Below are 15,575 nucleotides of genomic sequence, written 5' to 3'. Positions count from 1 at the left end.
TACCCACCAAGCGCTACGGATCATAACTATCCGTGCCATGGCATTGATCGGGGCACAGCAGCACGAGGGGCGCACGACCGGACGGTCGGGCGCTGTACCCAGTTCTGTCGTTCCCGCTCCGATCAGGCCCTAAAATTCGGGAGTATGACCTCGCAGAAGCTCTCGTTTCCCCGTCAGCACGCCAGGACACAGCGGTTCACCCTCGGTGCTCCGCGGGCGTTCACCGTCTCACCGGACGGGGAGCGAGTGATCTTCCTGCGGTCGGCCTCCGGCACGGACCGCACCAACCGGCTGTGGGTGCTGGACCTGGCGGACGGTTCCACGCCGAAGGAGCGGGTCGTGGCCGACCCGGAGGCGCTGCTGGGCGGTTCGGCGGAGAAGCTGTCCCCGCAGGAGCGGGCGCGGCGCGAGCGGAGCCGCGAGGGGTCCGCGGGGATCGTCGGCTATGCGGTCGACTCCGCAGCCGAGTTGGCGGCGTTCGCGCTCTCCGGGAAGGTGTACGTCGCCGAGTTGAGGGCCGGGACGGCCCGCGCGCTGCCGGTACCGGGCCCGGTGCTGGACCCGCGTCCGTCGCCCGACGGGCGCCATGTCGCGTACGTGTCGAAGGGCGCATTGCGCGTCGTGGGGGCGGAGGGTGACGGGGACCGGGCGCTCGCGGAGCCGGAGGACGCGCACATCTCGTACGGTCTCGCGGAGTTCATCGCGGCCGAGGAGATGGAGCGCTCGCGCGGCTTCTGGTGGTCGCCGGAGTCGGACCGGCTGCTGGTGGCAAGGGTCGACGACAGTGCGGTGAAGCGGTGGTGGATCGCCGACCCGGCGCACCCCGACCGCAGGCCCGCCGAGGTCGCGTACCCGGCGGCGGGGACGCCCAACGCGGAGGTACGGCTTCTGGTGACGGACCTGGACGGGGCCCGTACCGAGGTGGTGTGGGACCGGGCCCGGTATCCGTATCTGGCGCAGGTGCACTGGTCGTCGGACGGCGCCCCGCTGATCCTGGTGCAGGCCCGTGACCAGCGCAGTCAGCTCTTCCTCGCGGTGGACACGGAGAGCGGTGCGACGCGGACGGTTCACGTCGACGAGGACCCGGTGTGGCTGGACCTGTTCCCCGGGGTTCCGGCGTGGGCGCCGGACGGGCGGCTCGTGCGGATCGCGGACGAGGGCGGGGCTCGGGTCCTCGCGGTCGGCGACCGGCCGCTGACCGGGGCGCAGTTGCAGATCCAGGCGGTCCTGGACATCGGTGAGTCGGACGTCCTGGTGTCGGCTTCGGCGGGCGAGGACGCGGCGGAGCCGGAGATCGGGCAGAGCCATGTCTACCGGGTCAATGAGCTGGGCGTGGAGCGGCTCTCCGAGGGGGCGGGGGTGCACTCCGCGGTCCGGGCGGGCGAGGTGACCGTGCTGGTCTCGGCGTCGCCGGAGCGGCCCGGCACGGAGGTGCGGGTGCTCCGGAGCGGCAAGCAGGTCGCGACGGTCGCGAACCACGCGGAGGAGCCGGTGCTGACGGCCCGGGTGCAGTTCACCGAGGGGGGCGCACGGCGGATTCCGTGCGCCGTGCTGCTCCCCACCGGCTATCAGGAGTCGGATGGTCCGCTTCCGGTCCTGATGGATCCGTATGGTGGACCGCACGCGCGGCGGGTCCTCGCCGCCCATAATCCGCACCTGACGTCGCAGTGGTTCGCCGATCAGGGCTTCGCGGTCGTCGTCGCGGACGGCCGGGGCACACCGGGGCGCTCACCCGGCTGGGAGAAGGCGGTCAAGAACAATTTCGTCCTCAGCCTCGACGACCAGGTGGACGCGCTGCACGCACTCGCCGAAAGGTTCCCGCTGGATCTCTCCAAGGTGGCGATCCGCGGCTGGTCGTACGGCGGATACCTGGCGGCCATGGCCGCGCTCCGGCGGCCGGACGTCTTCCATGCGGCAGTGGTGGGTGCGCCGGTGACGGACCTGCGGCTGTACGACACGCACTACACCGAGCGCTATCTCGGCGATCCGGCCGAGCAGCCCGAGGTGTACGCGTACAACTCGCTCCTCACCGACGAGGGTCTGTCCGAGGCTGCGGACCAGGTCCGGCCGATGATGATCATCCACGGGCTGGCGGACGACAACGTGGTGGTCGCGCACTCGCTGCGGCTGTCGTCGGCGCTGCTCTCGGCCGGGCGGCCGCATGAGGTGCTGCCGCTGAGCGGGGTCACGCACATGACTCCGCAGGAGCAGGTTGCGGAGAATCTGCTCCTGTTGCAGGTGGACTTCCTGAAGCGGGCGCTGGGGCTGGACAGGTAGGCGGGCGCTCCGTCCTCGGTCTCCCCCGGGCTCGAAGGCCCGGAGGGAGACCCCCGACGCCTTCCGCCGGCCGGGCGGGTCCGGCCGCGGTCAGTCGGCGTGCGCGCCTCCGGACGGGGGTGCCGGTCCGTCGCCCTTGCCCGCGCCGTCGTCGGGCGCAGCCGGCTCGCCGGACCCGCCCGGCTCCTGGGGTGCCCCGGGCTCCACCGGCTCCGCCTCCGGCGCCTCCCTCAGCTCCTCCGGTGGCACCACCTGCTTCTCCTCCGCGAAATGGCACGCCGAATCGTGTGCGGCCGCGGTGTCCGTCAGGCGGAAGACGGCCGGGACCGCGAGCAGCGGCACCTCCACTTCGCACCGCTCCCGCGCCTTCCAGCAGCGGGTACGGAAGCGGCAGCCGGACGGCGGGTTGGCCGGGGACGGCACGTCGCCGTGCAGGATGATCCGCTCGCGGTACTCGCGCGCCATCGGGTCCGGCACCGGCACCGCGGACAGCAGAGCCTGGGTGTACGGGTGCGTGGGGTGATCGTAGATCTGCTCGTCCGTACCGATCTCGGTGAGCCTGCCCAGATACATCACGCCCACCCGGTCGGAGATGTGCCGGACGATCGAGAGGTCGTGCGCGATGAAGACGTAACTCAGGTTGAACTCCGCCTGCAGCCGGTCGAGCAGGTTGACGACCTGGGCCTGTACGGAGACGTCGAGGGCCGAGACCGGTTCGTCGGCGACGATGATCTCGGGGTTGAGGGCCAGCCCGCGGGCGATGCCGATGCGCTGGCGCTGGCCGCCGGAGAACTGGTGCGGATAGCGGTTGATGTACTCCGGGTTGAGGCCGACGACATCGAGCAGGTCCTGCACCTTGCGCCGCCGCTCGCCCCTGGGCGCGACCTCGGGGTGGATCTCGTACGGCTCCCCGATGATGTCGCCGACCGTCATCCGCGGATTGAGCGACGTGTACGGGTCCTGGAACACCATCTGGATGTTGCGGCGCACGGCCTTCAGCGCACGCCCGGACAGCTTCGTGATGTCCTCGCCCTTGTACTTGATCGCGCCGGACGTCGGCTGTTCCAGATGGACGAGCATCTTGGCGACGGTCGACTTGCCGCAGCCGGACTCCCCCACGATGCCGAGGGTCTCGCCCGCGGCCAGCTGGAACGAGACACCGTCGACCGCCTTGACCGCACCGATCTGCTTCTTGATCAGGATGCCCTGGGTCAGCGGGTAGTGCTTGACGAGGTCGATGACCTCCAGAATGGGTTCGCCGCCCGCGCGCATGCTCCCCTGTTCAGCGCGCATCGAGCGTCTCCTTCCAGAAGTAGCAGGCGCTCTCGCGGTGTTCGGCCACCTCGAACAGCGGCGGCACCTCGCCGCGGCAGATCTCCTGGGCCATCGGGCAGCGCGGGTTGAAGGCGCAGCCGGGCGGGATGCGCAGCAGGTTGGGCGGCAGCCCCTTGATGGCGTACAGCTCCTGGCCCTTCTGGTCCAGCCGCGGAATCGACCGGAGCAGGCCCTTGGTGTACGGGTGGGCGGGCGCCTTGTAGATCTCGTGGACGGGGGCCGACTCGACGATCCGGCCCGCGTACATCACGGCGATGTAGTCGGCGACATCGGCGACCACGCCCAGGTCGTGGGTGATCAGGATGAGGCCCATCTTGAGCTCGCGCTGGAGCTCGGCGAGGAGGTCCATCACCTGGGCCTGGACGGTCACATCGAGGGCGGTGGTGGGTTCGTCAGCGATGATCAGCGCCGGTTCCAGCGCCAGCGCCATGGCGATCATGATGCGCTGGCGCATGCCGCCGGAGAACTGGTGCGGGTAGTTCCCGACCCGTTCCTTCGCGGCGGGGATGCGGACCCGGTCCATCAGCTCGATGGCCTTCAGCCTGGCGTCCTTGCGGGACGCCCCTCGGTGCACCACGAACATCTCGCCGAGCTGTTCCCCCACGCTGAGCACGGGGTTGAGGGAGGACAGGGCATCCTGGAAGATCATGGCCATCTGCTGACCGCGGACCTTCCGGCGCTCCTCCGCCTTCAGTTTCAGCAGATCGCGGCCCTTGAAGACGATCTCGCCGCCGCTGATCTTCCCGGGCGGCATGTCGAGGATCCCCATGATCGCCTGCGCGGTGACCGACTTGCCGGAGCCGGACTCGCCGAGCACGGCGAGCGTCTCGCCCTCGGCCACCGAGTAGTTGACCCCGTTGACAGCCTTGGCCACCCCGTCCCGGGTGTGGAACTCCACGTGCAGATCGCGCACTTCGAGCAACATCGCAGCGGGCTCCTCAGCGCAGCTTGGGGTCGAGGGCGTCGCGCACCGCGTCGCCGAGCATGATGAACGCGAGCACGGTGATCGCCAGCGCCCCGGCGGGCCAGAGCAGCATGTGCGGGGCGTTGCGGATGTACGGGGAGGCTGCGGAGATGTCGATGCCCCAGGAGACCGCCGGTGGTTTCAGTCCGACACCGAGGTACGAGAGGGTCGCCTCCAGCGAGATGTACGTACCGAGGGCGATGGTCGCGACGACGATGACCGGGGCGATGGCATTCGGGGTGATGTGGCGGAGCATCATCCGGGTGTTGGAGGCGCCGAGCGCGCGGGCCGCCTGCACGTAGTCGTTCTGTTTGGCGGTGATGACCGAGCCGCGGGCGATACGGGCGATCTGCGGCCAGCCCAGCAGGACGATGAAGCCGATCACCGGCCAGACGGTGGAGCCGGTCACCACGGAGAGGAAGACCAGACCGCCGAGGACGACCGGGATGCCGAAGAAGACGTCGGTGATGCGGGAGAGGACCGAGTCCCACCAGCCGCCGAAGAAGCCGGCCAGCCCGCCCAGGATGCCGCCGAGGAGCGAGACCCCGAGGGTGGCGCAGACGCCGACGGTGACCGAGGCCCTGGCTCCGTAGACGGTACGGGTGTAGACGTCGCAGCCCTGTCCGTCGAAGCCGAACGGATGGCCGGGCTGGGAGCCCTCCTGGGCCTTGCCCAGATCGCAGTTGAGGGGGTCCTGGTCCGCGATCAGCGACGGCCAGATCGAGATGATCACCAGGAAGAGGATGATCAGGGCGGAGATGATGAAGACCGGGTTGCGGCGCAGGTCGCGCCAGGCGTCCGACCAGAGACTGCGCGGCTTCTCCGCGGGTCCGGTCCCCTCGGGGCCGCCCGGGGTCTTCTCCAGCGTCTCCCCTTCTTCGACGGCAAGGCCCATCCCCGCACCCGCTCCTCCCGCGGAAATCGCTTCGTCCGGCGTCTGCTCAGGCATAGCGGATCCTCGGGTCGAGCACGGCGTACAGGAGGTCGACGACCAGGTTGGCCGCCAGGAAGACGAGGACCAGGATGGTGACGAACCCGACGACGGTCTGGGAGTTCTGGCGCAGGATGCCCTGGTAGAGCTGGTAGCCGACGCCGTGGATGTTGAAGATGCGCTCGGTGACGATCGCCCCTCCCATCAGGGCGCCCACGTCCGTACCGATGAAGGTGACGACGGGGATCAGCGAGTTGCGCAGCAGGTGCCGGACGACGACCCGGCGCCTGGGGAGACCCTTCGCGACGGCGGTACGGACATAGTCGGCGCGGGCGTTCTCGGCGATCGAGGTGCGGGTGAGCCGGGTGACGTACGCCAGGGAGACGGAGGCGAGAACGAGTCCGGGGACGAGCAGCTCGTTGACCGGTGCCTCCGGGGAGACGGACGGCTTGATGATGCCCCACTGGACACCGAGGAGGAGCTGGAGCAGCAGACCGGTGACGAACGTCGGGACGGAGATCACGACGAGGGTCAGGATCAGCACGGTGGTGTCGACGGGCCGGCCGCGCCGCAGGCCGGTGACGACGCCGAGGCTGATGCCGATGACGATCTCGAAGACGATCGCGACGATGGTGAGCCTGAGGGTGATGGGGAAGGCGGTGGCCATCAGCTCGGTGACCTTCTGGCCGTTGAACGCGGTGCCGAAGTCGCCGGTGAAGACATTGCCCATGTAGGTGACGTACTGCTGCCAGACCGGCTTATCGAGGCCGAATTCCGTGCGGAGCCGGGCAGCGGTCGCAGGATCGCACTGGCGCTCGCCGCAGAGACCCGCAATGGGGTCACCCATCACGTTCACCATGAGGAAGATCAACAGCGTGGTGCCGAAGAAGACCGGGATCATCTGCAGCAGCCGCCGGATCACATAACGTCCCATGAGGGGCTCCGGGGGTCGCGGGGGCAGTTGCTCGGGATGGGGAAGCCGGGTGGCCGGTGCGGGGTGTGCACCGGCCACCCGGCTTCCGGGTCCTACTTGACCGTGATCCGCTCGTACACCGGGACGCTGAACTGGTTCAGCGAGACGTTGGTGATCCGGTCCGAGTAGCCGGCGCTGCCGTTCTGGTACCAGAGCGGGATGACGGGCATCTGTTCGGCGAGGACCCTCTCCGCGTCCTGGAAGGTGGAGACGGCCTTGGCCTTGTCGGACTCGGCGTTGGCCTTGTCGATCAGGGAGTCGAACTGTTTGCTGCTCCACTTGCCGTCGTTGGACGAGGCGTTCGTGTAGTAGGTCGGCTGCAGGAAGTTCTGGATCAGCGGGTAGTCCATCTGCCAGCCCGCACGCCAGGGGCCGGTCAGCTTCTGCTGGGAGACCTGGCTGCGGAAGTCGGCGAAGGTGCCGACCGGGGCGCCGGCGCAGGCCTTGTTGTTGCCCAGCGCGTTGTTGATGCTGTTGCAGACGGCGTCGACCCACTCCTTGTGCGAGCCGGTGTCCGCGTTGTACGAGATCTTCAGCTGGCCGCCGGGGATCCCGCCGCCCTCCTGGACCAGCTTCTTGGCGTCCGCCGCGTTGTACTCGCACGGGGCACCGCAGAGCCCCTTCTTGAAGCCGCCCTCCTCGCCGAGGACCGGGGAGGTCCAGTCGGAGGCGGGAGTGCGGGTCTTCTGGAAGATCTGGCTGGTGATCTGGTCCCGGTTGATCGCCATCGACAGGCCCTGCCGGACCTTGGTGCCTCCGGGGGTGTCCCACTTCTTGTCGTAGAAGGGGAAGGCGATCGTCTGGATGATGCCGGCCGGGGTGTTGATGTAGCGGCCGCCGAGGTCCGCCTTGACGTTCTTCAGCTGCGAGGCCGGTACGTCGTCGACGAGGTCGAGATTGCCCGCGACCAGGTCGGTGTAGGCGGTGTTGTTGTCCGTGTAGACCTTGAGGTCGATGCCGCCGTTCTGCGCCTTGTCGTCCCCGGGGTAACCGTCCCACTTGCGCAGGCTCATCGAGGAGCCCTTGGTGTACGTCTCGATGGTGTACGGGCCGTTGCCGACGGGCTTGGACAGCCAGGCGGCGTGGTCGGTGAAGAAGCTCTTCGGCAGGGGCGCGAAGGCCGGGTAGCCGAGGGTGTCCGGCCAGAGCGAGAACTTCTGCGACAGCTTGACGGTGAAGGTCCTGGGGTCGACGACCTTGAGGCCGGAGAGCGTGGCCGCGGAGGACTTGCCGGTGTTCGGGTGGACCTTGTCATAGCCGTCGATGTAGCCGAAGAAGTAGGCGTTCTTCTGGTTGTTCTTCAGCAGGGCGCCGTAGTTCCAGGCGTCCACGAAAGAGTTCGCCGTGATCTTCTCGCCGTTGCTGAAGGTCCAGCCGTCCTTCAATGTGATGGTGAAGTTCTGCGAGTCGGTGGACTCGATCTTCTCGGCCAGCATGTTCGTGGCCGCACCGGTCTTCGGGTCGTACTTCTTCAGCCCCCGGAAGACCATGTCGAGGACTTTGCCGCCCTGCACCTCGTTGGTGTTGGCGGGCTCCAGCGGGTTCTGCGGGTCACCCCAGGAGGAGCTCACGATTCCGTTGACCCCACCGCCGCCACCGCTGCCCCCTCCGCCGCATGCCGTCGCCGCCAGGGCGACGGCCACCGCACATGCGGCCCACTTGGCCTGTGTGGCTCCGCGCATGAAGCGCCTCCTTTGGATCTTCATCACACTCAGAGCCCAATATCTCCCCGAAGCAATACAAATGCACACTATCTGCGGCCGTACGTGTGTATCCCTCACCGGAACCGTCGAAGGGTCCGTCATGAAGGTGGACTCGCCCGTGACACGGCGGCCACCTCCGGAAGGCCCTGCCCCCAAGACCGCGGCCTTGCTCCCGAATGCGCAGAAAGGCGCCGGAGCGATCGGCTCCGCGCGCCTTCGCGACCGCTCGCGCACAGGCCGCTCCCGCATTCGAAGCAGGAAGCTCAGAAGTCCCTCAAATCACTTACAGGACAAGCGAGTTGAGGAGACGCTATGACCTGTAGGCAACCGAATCACCATCAACCTGGAGAAGCCGCGTGAAGCGTGCCATAGCCACCCTTGTATCCACCGCCGTGCTCGGCGCCGGAGTCGTCGGCGCGACGGCCTCACCCGCCTCCGCGGGCGCCATGTGCGACGGCCCGGCCTTCTACACCATCGGCGACAAGAAGACCGTCTGGGTGAACACCAACATCCACAGCGACTGGGGCAAGCCGGGCGTGACCCTCGGCTACACCAAGAACAGAACGGGCACCTGGACCGCGACGGGCACGGCGACCGTCGGCGCGGAGGCGGGCGTGATCTTCGCCAAGGCATCGACCTCGTTCAGCGTTGCCGTCGGCAAGTCGTGGTCGAAGTCCGACACCTGGTCCTACTCGGCAACGGTCAAGAAGAAGTCGGGCAAGACCATGGGCCGCCTCATGATGCAGCACGAGGCGAAGGGCTTCAGCGTCACCAAGTACAGGTGGGTCCCCAAGAGCGGCGGCACCTGCCAGAAGCAGTTCGTCTGGAAGAAGAGCAACAACGTGGCCCCGGTCAAGAAGAGCAGCAACCTGTGGGGCATTCAGTACCGGTAGCCCAGCAGGCACCGAGCGCGACGGACTGTCATAGTCGCGGAGGATGACAGTCCGCAGACGCCGGAAGGCCCGGAACCGAAACGGTTCCGGGCCTTCCGGCTCATGTCCGGCCGGACATCGTCACGCCGCGCCGACGACGTCCTTCTCCTCGGCGAAGTGGCAGGCCGACTCATGCGCGGCCGGGGTGTCCGAGGACTTGAAGCGCTCGGGAACCGCCAGCAGCGGCACCTCCGTGGCGCACTTGTCCTCGGCCTTCCAGCAGCGGGTGCGGAAGCGGCAGCCCGAGGGCGGGTTCGCGGGCGACGGGACGTCACCGACGAGCACGATCCGATCGCGGCTCTCGCGGGCCTCCGGGTCGGGAACCGGGACCGCCGACAGCAGCGCCTGGGTGTAGGGGTGCGTCGGGTGGTCGTAGATCTGCGTGTCCGTACCGATCTCGGCCATCTTGCCGAGGTACATGACGCCGACCCGGTCGGAGATGTGCCGGACGATCGACAGGTCGTGCGCGATGAAGAGGTAGGAGAGGTTGAACTCGTCCTGCAGCTTCTCCATCAGGTTGATGACCTGCGCCTGGACGGAGACGTCCAGGGCCGACACCGGCTCGTCGCAGATGATGATCTCGGGCTGGAGCGCGAGGCCGCGGGCGATGCCGATGCGCTGGCGCTGACCGCCGGAGAACTGGTGCGGATAGCGGTTGATGTACTCGGGGTTGAGACCGACCACATCGAGCAGATCCTGCACCTTGCGGCGCCGGTCACCCTTCGGGGCCACCTCGGGGTGGATGTCGAAGGGCTCCCCGATGATGTCACCGACGGTCATACGGGGGTTCAGCGAGGTGTACGGGTCCTGGAACACCATCTGGATGTTCCGGCGGACCGCCTTCAGCGCCTGCCCGGACAGCTTGGTGATGTCCTGGCCCTTGTAGAAGATCTCGCCGGCCGTCGCCGTCTCCAGCATCATCAGGAGCTTGGCGACGGTGGACTTGCCACAGCCGGACTCGCCGACGATACCCAGCGTCTCGCCCTGGTACAGGTCGAAGGAGATCCCGTCGACCGCCTTGACGGCACCGATCTGCTTCTTGAACAGGATGCCCTGGGTCAGCGGGAAGTGCTTGACCAGATCGCGCACCTGGAGGATCGGCTCGCCCTGCGCGACCGGCGCCTCGATGGCGGCCACGGCCGCCGCCTCGGTGGATGCGTCGACCGTCTCCACTTCGGTGACGTTCGGGGTGGCGTCCACGGACTCCTTCTTCATGTCAGCCATGGATCGTCTCCTTCCAGAAGTGGCAGGCGCTGCCGCGGCCGACCAGCTCGGTGCCGTCCTGCTCGGTCACCGGGCTGAGTACCGGAATGTCCGTACGGCAGATGTCCTGCGCGGCGGAGCAGCGCGGGTTGAACGCACAGCCCGCCGGGATGTTCTGCAGGTTGGGCGGGAGGCCCTTGATCGCGTACAGCTCCTGGCCCTTGTGGTCCAGGCGCGGGATCGACTGGAGCAGACCCTTGGTGTACGGGTGGGCGGGGCGCTTGTAGATCTCGTGGACCGGGGACGTCTCGACGATCCGGCCCGCGTACATCACGGCGATCTTGTCAGCGACGTCCGCGACCACACCCAGGTCGTGCGTGATCAGGATCAGGCCCATGTCGAGTTCGCGCTGAAGCTCCGCGAGCAGTTCCATCACCTGCGCCTGCACCGTCACGTCGAGCGCGGTGGTCGGCTCGTCGGCGATGATCAGGTCCGGCTCCAGGGCGAGCGCCATGGCGATCATGATGCGCTGGCGCATACCGCCGGAGAACTCGTGGGGGTAGTCCCCGACGCGCTGCTTCGCGGCCGGAATGCGCACCCGGTCCATCATCTCGATGGCCTTGGCCTTGGCGTCCTTGCGGGACAGGCCGAGGTGCGACCGGAACATCTCACCGAGCTGGAAGCCCACGGAGAGAACCGGGTTGAGCGAGGACAGCGCGTCCTGGAAGATCATCGCCATCTTGGCGCCGCGCAGCTTGCGGCGCTCGTTCTCCGGCATGGACAGGATCTCCTGGCCATGGAAGAAGATCTCGCCACCCGCGATGCGGCCGGGCGGGCTGTCCAGAATGCCCATGATCGCCTGCGCGGTGACGGATTTGCCCGAGCCGGACTCACCGAGCACGGCGAGGGTCTCGCCGGCGTTCACGCTGTAACTGACACCGTTGACCGCCTTGGTCACAGTGTCGCGGACCTTGAACTCCACGTGGAGGTCCCGGACTTCGAGCAGCGGTGCGGCCTGGGCCGGTCCGCTGCCGACGCCGGCTGTCTCGGCGCTGGTCATGTCATCACCTTCGGCTTGCTTGCTCAGCTTGCTTGCACTCATCGCGGTGCCTCACCGGAGCTTCGGGTCGAGTGCGTCGCGCAGACCGTTGCCCAGCAGGACGAAGCCGAGCGCGGTGACGACGATGGCGAGGCTCGGATACGTCCACATGAAGTCCTTGACTCCCATGAAGTTCCGGCCGGCCGAGACCATGTTGCCCCATTCGGCGACCTCCGGCGGTACGCCGACGCCGAGGTAGGAGAGGGATGCCTCGGCCACGATGGCGATACCGACGTTGCTGGTCGCGTAGACCAGCACGGCCGTCAGCGAGTTGGGCAGGATGTGCTGGCGGATGATCCGGAACCGGCTCGCGCCCAGTGCCCGGGCGGCGTGCACATAGTCCATCTCGCGCACCGAGAGGATCTGGCTGCGCAGCAGGCGGGCGAAGGTGGCCCAGGAGAAGATACCCAGCGACAGCACGACGGGCAGCACTCCACGGCCCATCAGCAGAATGACGACGATGGCACCGATGAGCAGCGGGAACGCGAAGAAGACATCCGCGACACGCATGATCACCGAGTCGATGGCGCGGCCGAAGTAACCGGCCAGGGCGCCCAGGATGACGCCGATCGTGCAGGCCACGAAGATCGACGCCATACCGACGATCATGGCGATCCGGCTGCCGTAGATGAGACGCGACAGCTGGTCGCGGCCGAGCGCGTCGGTCCCGAGCAGATGCTCTCCGCCCGGCGCCTGAAGGGTGTTGGTGAGGTTCTGCTTGAGCGGATCGAACGGCGCCAGAAGCGGCGCGAAGATCGAGACCAGGATCAGAACGACCAGGATGACGAGACCGACGACAGCGAGCTTGTTGGCGAAGAAGCGGGCCCGGATGTCGGCCCACTGGCTCACCCGCGCTACGGCGGGTTCGGCGCCCGCCGCCGCTATGCCGGGATCGGCCACCGCCGGCCCCTCCTTGCCCGTGACGAGTTCAGTCATGGTGTAACTCCTATTTCGGACGACTCGGCCGGATCAGGCGAGGCGGATACGCGGGTCAAGGGCGGCGTAGAGCAGATCGACGATCAGGTTCAGCACGACGAAGACCCCCACGCTGATCGTCACGACCCCCACGATGATGGGGTTGTTGTTCTGCTGGATCGCGTTGACCAGCGCCAGCCCGATGCCGTCCCAGTTGAAGATCGTCTCGGTGATGATCGCGCCGCCGAGCAGCGATCCGAAGGAGATACCCACGTAGGTGACCACCGGGATCACGGAGTTGCGCAAGATGTGCCGGAAAAGAACCGTGGCGCGGGGAAGTCCCTTGGCCACCGCGGTCTTGACGTAGTCGGCACCCATCACTTCGAGCATGGTGCTCCGGGCGATCTGCGCCACCAGAGCGGCGTCGATGATCGCCAGCGTGAACGCGGGCAGGATCAGTGAATTGACGGTGCCGTCGGAGATGAGCGGGAACCATCCCAGCTGGATCACGAAGATCCACTGCATGATCATGCCGAGCACGATGGAGGGTACGCCGATAGCCAGGGTGGTAGTGAAGGTGACCGACATGTCCCAGATGGAATATCTGCGCATCGCGGCGATCACACCGGCCGCGACACCGATGATCACATCGAAGACGATCGCGACGACGGCCAGCTCCGCGGTGTTGACCAGCTTCGGGCCCAGGATCTCGGTGACCGGACGGCTCTGGGTGTAGTCCTGGCCCAGGTCGCCGGTGGCGAGCTTGCCGACATAGGTGCCGTACTGCACCACCAACGGCTTGTCCAGGCCGTACTGCTTATGGAGCTGCTCGATGACAGCCGGATCACGCGCCTTGTCGCTGCCCGCGATCTGTCCGACCGGGTCACCCGGAAGCACGAACAGACAGGCGAACAACACCAGGGTCGCGCCCAGGACGACCACGACCAACTGGCCGAGCCGACGGACCACATACCTTCCCATGACTTACCTCTCTACCTCACTGCGCCTACCAGAGCAGTGCCCTCGCCCCGGATGCGGGGGGGTGGGGTTTGGGGGGCGGGGCGGTGGATCGCACCACTCCCGACGGGCATCAGGGGCCGTGGCGCTGAGCGCATGCTCAGCACCACGGCCCCCAATTCGGTGCCGCTCTTGAGCGGCGACCGGTTACTTCAGGCTGAGCTCGGCGAGGTTCGGGTCCTCGTGGAAGTCCATCTTGACGTCCGCGAACTTCTTGGTGTTGACGAGACGCAGCTGGTGACGGTTCCACAGCGGGATGAGCGCCACGTCGTCCAGGGCGACCTTCTCGGCCTCCTTGTAGATCTCGTTGCGAGCAGCGGGATCCTTGGTGGCACGGGCCTTGGTGAGCAGGTCGTCGAACTTCTTGTTGCTGTAACGGCCACGGTTGTCACCGGTGACCTTGCCCGACTCGTCCTTGTTGATGGACGCGGTGTCCAGCAGCGGGAACAGGAAGTTGTCCGGCGTCGGGTAGTCCGCGCCCCACGCGAAGCGGTAGGCGCCCTCGGCCTTCGGCTTCTGCTGGTCGGCGAGGAGCTCGGCGAAGGGCTTGCCCGTCGCCTTCACCTTGACGCCGAGGACCTCCTCCAGCTGCTGGGAGATGGCCTGGATCCACTCCTCGTGGCCCGCACCGGTGTTGTAGCCGATGCTGATGGTGGTACCGGGCTTGAGACCGGCCTCCTTCGCCAGGGCCTTGGCCTTCACCTTGTCCTGCTTGACGCAGGAGGTGCAGAGGTCCTTGGTGTAGACGTCCTTGAAGACCGGCGGCAGGATCGTCGTCGACTTGGACTGCATGCCCTGGAAAACACCGGAGATGATGGCGTCGCGGTCGATCGCGTACGACACGGCCTCGCGGGCCTTCACCGACTTCAGCGGTCCGTTGTCGGTGATCGGCAGGAGGAAGTTCATGCCGTTGGTGTCCTGCTCAAGCCACTCGCCCTGCGGCTCGTACTTGGCCTTGGCCGGAGCGAGCTGCGGGGTGGGCATACGCGCCCAGTCGAACTGGCCCGACTGGAAGCCCTGGTACTCCAGGGTCGAGCCGTTCTGGGAGTTGAGGATCGAGATCTCGACCTTGTCGAGCTTCGCCTTCGCCAGACCGTAGTCGTCGTTACGGACGAGCGTGATCTTCTTGTTGTGCTCCCACTTGCCCTGCATCTTGAACGGGCCGTTACCGATGGGAGCAACGTTGTACGCCTTGTTCTTGGCGTCTCCGGCAACCTTCGGCACCGGGCTGAACACGGTGTGGGTCGTCTTGACGTCGAACTCGAAGTCCGGCTCCGAGAGCTTCACCTGGAGGGTGTTCGCGTCCGGGGCGCTCAGGCCCGACATCGCGTCGGACTTGCCCGACTGCACGTCGGCGAAGCCCGCGATGCCGGCCATGTGGTAGGCGACGTCGGAGGCGGCCTTCTTCTGCGCGACACGGTTCCAGCCGCGGATGAAGGACTCGGCGTCCACCGTTTCACCGTTGCTGAACTTGGTGCCGGCCTTGATCTTGAAGGTCCAGGTCTTACCGTCGTCGCTGACCTGCTTCGACTCGGCGAGCACCGGGATGACCTGGCCGTCGGCCGTGGGCTCGTACAGGCCGGAGAAGAGGTTGTCCGTGACCAGGATGCCCTCGGACTCCTGGGCGTTGTACGGGTCGATCGCGACCGGCTCGGTGATGCCCAGGCGGAACGTACCGCCGGCCTTGCCCGAGCCCCCCTTGTCCTTGCCGGAGCTGTTGTCGTCGTTACCACCACAGGCGGTCGCGGCCAGGGCGATGATGGCCGCTCCCGCGACCCACTTGGCGCTCTTGGCACCACGCATGGGTTTCCTCCTCATGAGTCCACTTTTGACTACAACAAAGGCACTGGCGTGATACACCGACACCCCTGACGGTGATCGTTTCAGTGCCTCGAGTGTGCTCGTGAGTCGGCACTCCCCACAGTGCGTGACCCATTGACCCGAGCTCAATGGAGCCAACTATTGGGTACGACCGGGCCGTAAACCACACTTAAAGGGTCTCGGTTTGACAACATCGACAGGGCGCAGTTGATCGAAATGCGGACAAAGCGATCCCAGACAGACACCCTCGAAACGGACCGTTGACGCATGTTCCGGAGAGCGACGCCCGATATCCGGACGCCGAGTTCATGAAATCGGGTTGCGGCACCCGTCAACCCGGCACCCCTGCCGCGGTTCGCAGCCGGGGTCGGCGAAACGCTCCGGCGGCCCGCAGGGCAGCGGGCC

At 67.0% G+C, this 15,575-nt stretch carries 12 protein-coding genes; 2 read left to right on the top strand and 10 right to left on the bottom strand.

Annotated features, from left to right (window positions below; genetic code table 11):
• Positions 1-144: 144 nt before the first annotated feature.
• A complete protein-coding gene (locus tag ACGFSA_RS08800; RefSeq protein WP_393301760.1) occupies positions 145-2,277 on the top strand; it encodes an alpha/beta fold hydrolase in 2,133 nt (710 codons plus the stop codon).
• 90 nt (positions 2,278-2,367) lie between these two features.
• Here the strand turns inward: ACGFSA_RS08800 and ACGFSA_RS08795 are convergent, their stop codons facing one another.
• The 5 genes from ACGFSA_RS08795 to ACGFSA_RS08775 form a co-directional block, all read right to left on the bottom strand.
• Positions 2,368-3,570, bottom strand: coding sequence for a dipeptide ABC transporter ATP-binding protein (locus ACGFSA_RS08795; RefSeq protein ID WP_393301757.1), 1,203 nt, complete (start codon positions 3,568-3,570; stop codon positions 2,368-2,370).
• Positions 3,560-4,537, bottom strand: a complete 978-nt coding sequence (locus ACGFSA_RS08790) for an ABC transporter ATP-binding protein (protein ID WP_393301754.1) — start codon at positions 4,535-4,537, stop codon at positions 3,560-3,562. Before ACGFSA_RS08790 ends, ACGFSA_RS08795 begins: the two co-directional genes overlap by 11 nt.
• 13 nt (positions 4,538-4,550) lie before the next feature.
• Positions 4,551-5,525: an ABC transporter permease gene (locus ACGFSA_RS08785; protein WP_393301751.1), complete on the bottom strand. Its 975-nt coding sequence runs from the start codon at positions 5,523-5,525 to the stop codon at positions 4,551-4,553.
• Positions 5,518-6,441 (bottom strand): ABC transporter permease, encoded by a 924-nt coding sequence (locus tag ACGFSA_RS08780; RefSeq protein WP_393301748.1) that lies wholly within the window; start codon positions 6,439-6,441, stop codon positions 5,518-5,520. Before ACGFSA_RS08780 ends, ACGFSA_RS08785 begins: the two co-directional genes overlap by 8 nt.
• Before the next feature lie 92 nt (positions 6,442-6,533).
• Complete coding sequence (locus ACGFSA_RS08775; protein WP_393301745.1) at positions 6,534-8,162, bottom strand: ABC transporter substrate-binding protein; 1,629 nt, start codon at positions 8,160-8,162, stop codon at positions 6,534-6,536.
• A gap of 377 nt (positions 8,163-8,539) precedes the next feature.
• Between ACGFSA_RS08775 and ACGFSA_RS08770 the strand changes: the two genes are divergently transcribed.
• Positions 8,540-9,076 carry a hypothetical protein gene (locus ACGFSA_RS08770; RefSeq protein ID WP_393301742.1) on the top strand — a complete coding sequence of 179 codons (537 nt, stop codon included), beginning with the start codon at positions 8,540-8,542 and terminating at the stop codon, positions 9,074-9,076.
• Positions 9,077-9,196: 120 nt separating this feature from the next.
• Here the strand turns inward: ACGFSA_RS08770 and ACGFSA_RS08765 are convergent, their stop codons facing one another.
• The 5 genes from ACGFSA_RS08765 to ACGFSA_RS08745 all read right to left on the bottom strand — a co-directional run bounded on the left by ACGFSA_RS08765 (position 9,197) and on the right by ACGFSA_RS08745 (position 15,152).
• A complete protein-coding gene (locus tag ACGFSA_RS08765; RefSeq protein ID WP_393301739.1) occupies positions 9,197-10,339 on the bottom strand; it encodes an ABC transporter ATP-binding protein in 1,143 nt (380 codons plus the stop codon).
• Positions 10,332-11,378: an ABC transporter ATP-binding protein gene (locus ACGFSA_RS08760; protein ID WP_393301736.1), complete on the bottom strand. Its 1,047-nt coding sequence runs from the start codon at positions 11,376-11,378 to the stop codon at positions 10,332-10,334. The genes ACGFSA_RS08765 and ACGFSA_RS08760 overlap by 8 nt, the downstream gene beginning before the upstream one ends.
• Positions 11,379-11,429: 51 nt before the next feature.
• Positions 11,430-12,353 carry an ABC transporter permease gene (locus ACGFSA_RS08755; protein WP_393301733.1) on the bottom strand — a complete coding sequence of 308 codons (924 nt, stop codon included), beginning with the start codon at positions 12,351-12,353 and terminating at the stop codon, positions 11,430-11,432.
• 33 nt (positions 12,354-12,386) lie between these two features.
• The gene (locus ACGFSA_RS08750) at positions 12,387-13,313 is read right to left on the bottom strand and encodes an ABC transporter permease (RefSeq protein WP_393301730.1); all 927 of its coding nucleotides are present in this window, start codon (positions 13,311-13,313) and stop codon (positions 12,387-12,389) included.
• A 183-nt stretch (positions 13,314-13,496) separates the two neighbouring features.
• Positions 13,497-15,152 carry an ABC transporter substrate-binding protein gene (locus ACGFSA_RS08745; protein WP_393301727.1) on the bottom strand — a complete coding sequence of 552 codons (1,656 nt, stop codon included), beginning with the start codon at positions 15,150-15,152 and terminating at the stop codon, positions 13,497-13,499.
• Positions 15,153-15,575: the final 423 nt, after the last annotated feature.

It is taken from the genome of Streptomyces sp. NPDC048496 (assembly GCF_043200055.1).
Classification (GTDB): domain Bacteria; phylum Actinomycetota; class Actinomycetes; order Streptomycetales; family Streptomycetaceae; genus Streptomyces.
Note: the sequence above shows the minus strand (reverse complement) of the source record. Positions and strands in the feature narration are given on the sequence as shown.

Excerpts from the sequence above, each read along its gene's own strand:
- ACGFSA_RS08750 (WP_393301730.1), bottom strand. The coding sequence starts at position 13,313 with ATGGGAAGGTATGTGGTCCGTCGGCTCGGCCAGTTGGTCGTGGTCGTC.
- ACGFSA_RS08800 (WP_393301760.1), top strand. The coding sequence starts at position 145 with ATGACCTCGCAGAAGCTCTCGTTTCCCCGTCAGCACGCCAGGACACAG.
- ACGFSA_RS08765 (WP_393301739.1), bottom strand. The coding sequence starts at position 10,339 with ATGGCTGACATGAAGAAGGAGTCCGTGGACGCCACCCCGAACGTCACC.
- ACGFSA_RS08755 (WP_393301733.1), bottom strand. The coding sequence starts at position 12,353 with ATGACTGAACTCGTCACGGGCAAGGAGGGGCCGGCGGTGGCCGATCCC.
- ACGFSA_RS08790 (WP_393301754.1), bottom strand. The coding sequence starts at position 4,537 with ATGTTGCTCGAAGTGCGCGATCTGCACGTGGAGTTCCACACCCGGGAC.
- ACGFSA_RS08745 (WP_393301727.1), bottom strand. The coding sequence starts at position 15,152 with ATGCGTGGTGCCAAGAGCGCCAAGTGGGTCGCGGGAGCGGCCATCATC.
- ACGFSA_RS08795 (WP_393301757.1), bottom strand. The coding sequence starts at position 3,570 with ATGCGCGCTGAACAGGGGAGCATGCGCGCGGGCGGCGAACCCATTCTG.
- ACGFSA_RS08775 (WP_393301745.1), bottom strand. The coding sequence starts at position 8,162 with ATGCGCGGAGCCACACAGGCCAAGTGGGCCGCATGTGCGGTGGCCGTC.
- ACGFSA_RS08780 (WP_393301748.1), bottom strand. The coding sequence starts at position 6,441 with ATGGGACGTTATGTGATCCGGCGGCTGCTGCAGATGATCCCGGTCTTC.
- ACGFSA_RS08785 (WP_393301751.1), bottom strand. The coding sequence starts at position 5,525 with ATGCCTGAGCAGACGCCGGACGAAGCGATTTCCGCGGGAGGAGCGGGT.
- ACGFSA_RS08760 (WP_393301736.1), bottom strand. The coding sequence starts at position 11,378 with ATGACCAGCGCCGAGACAGCCGGCGTCGGCAGCGGACCGGCCCAGGCC.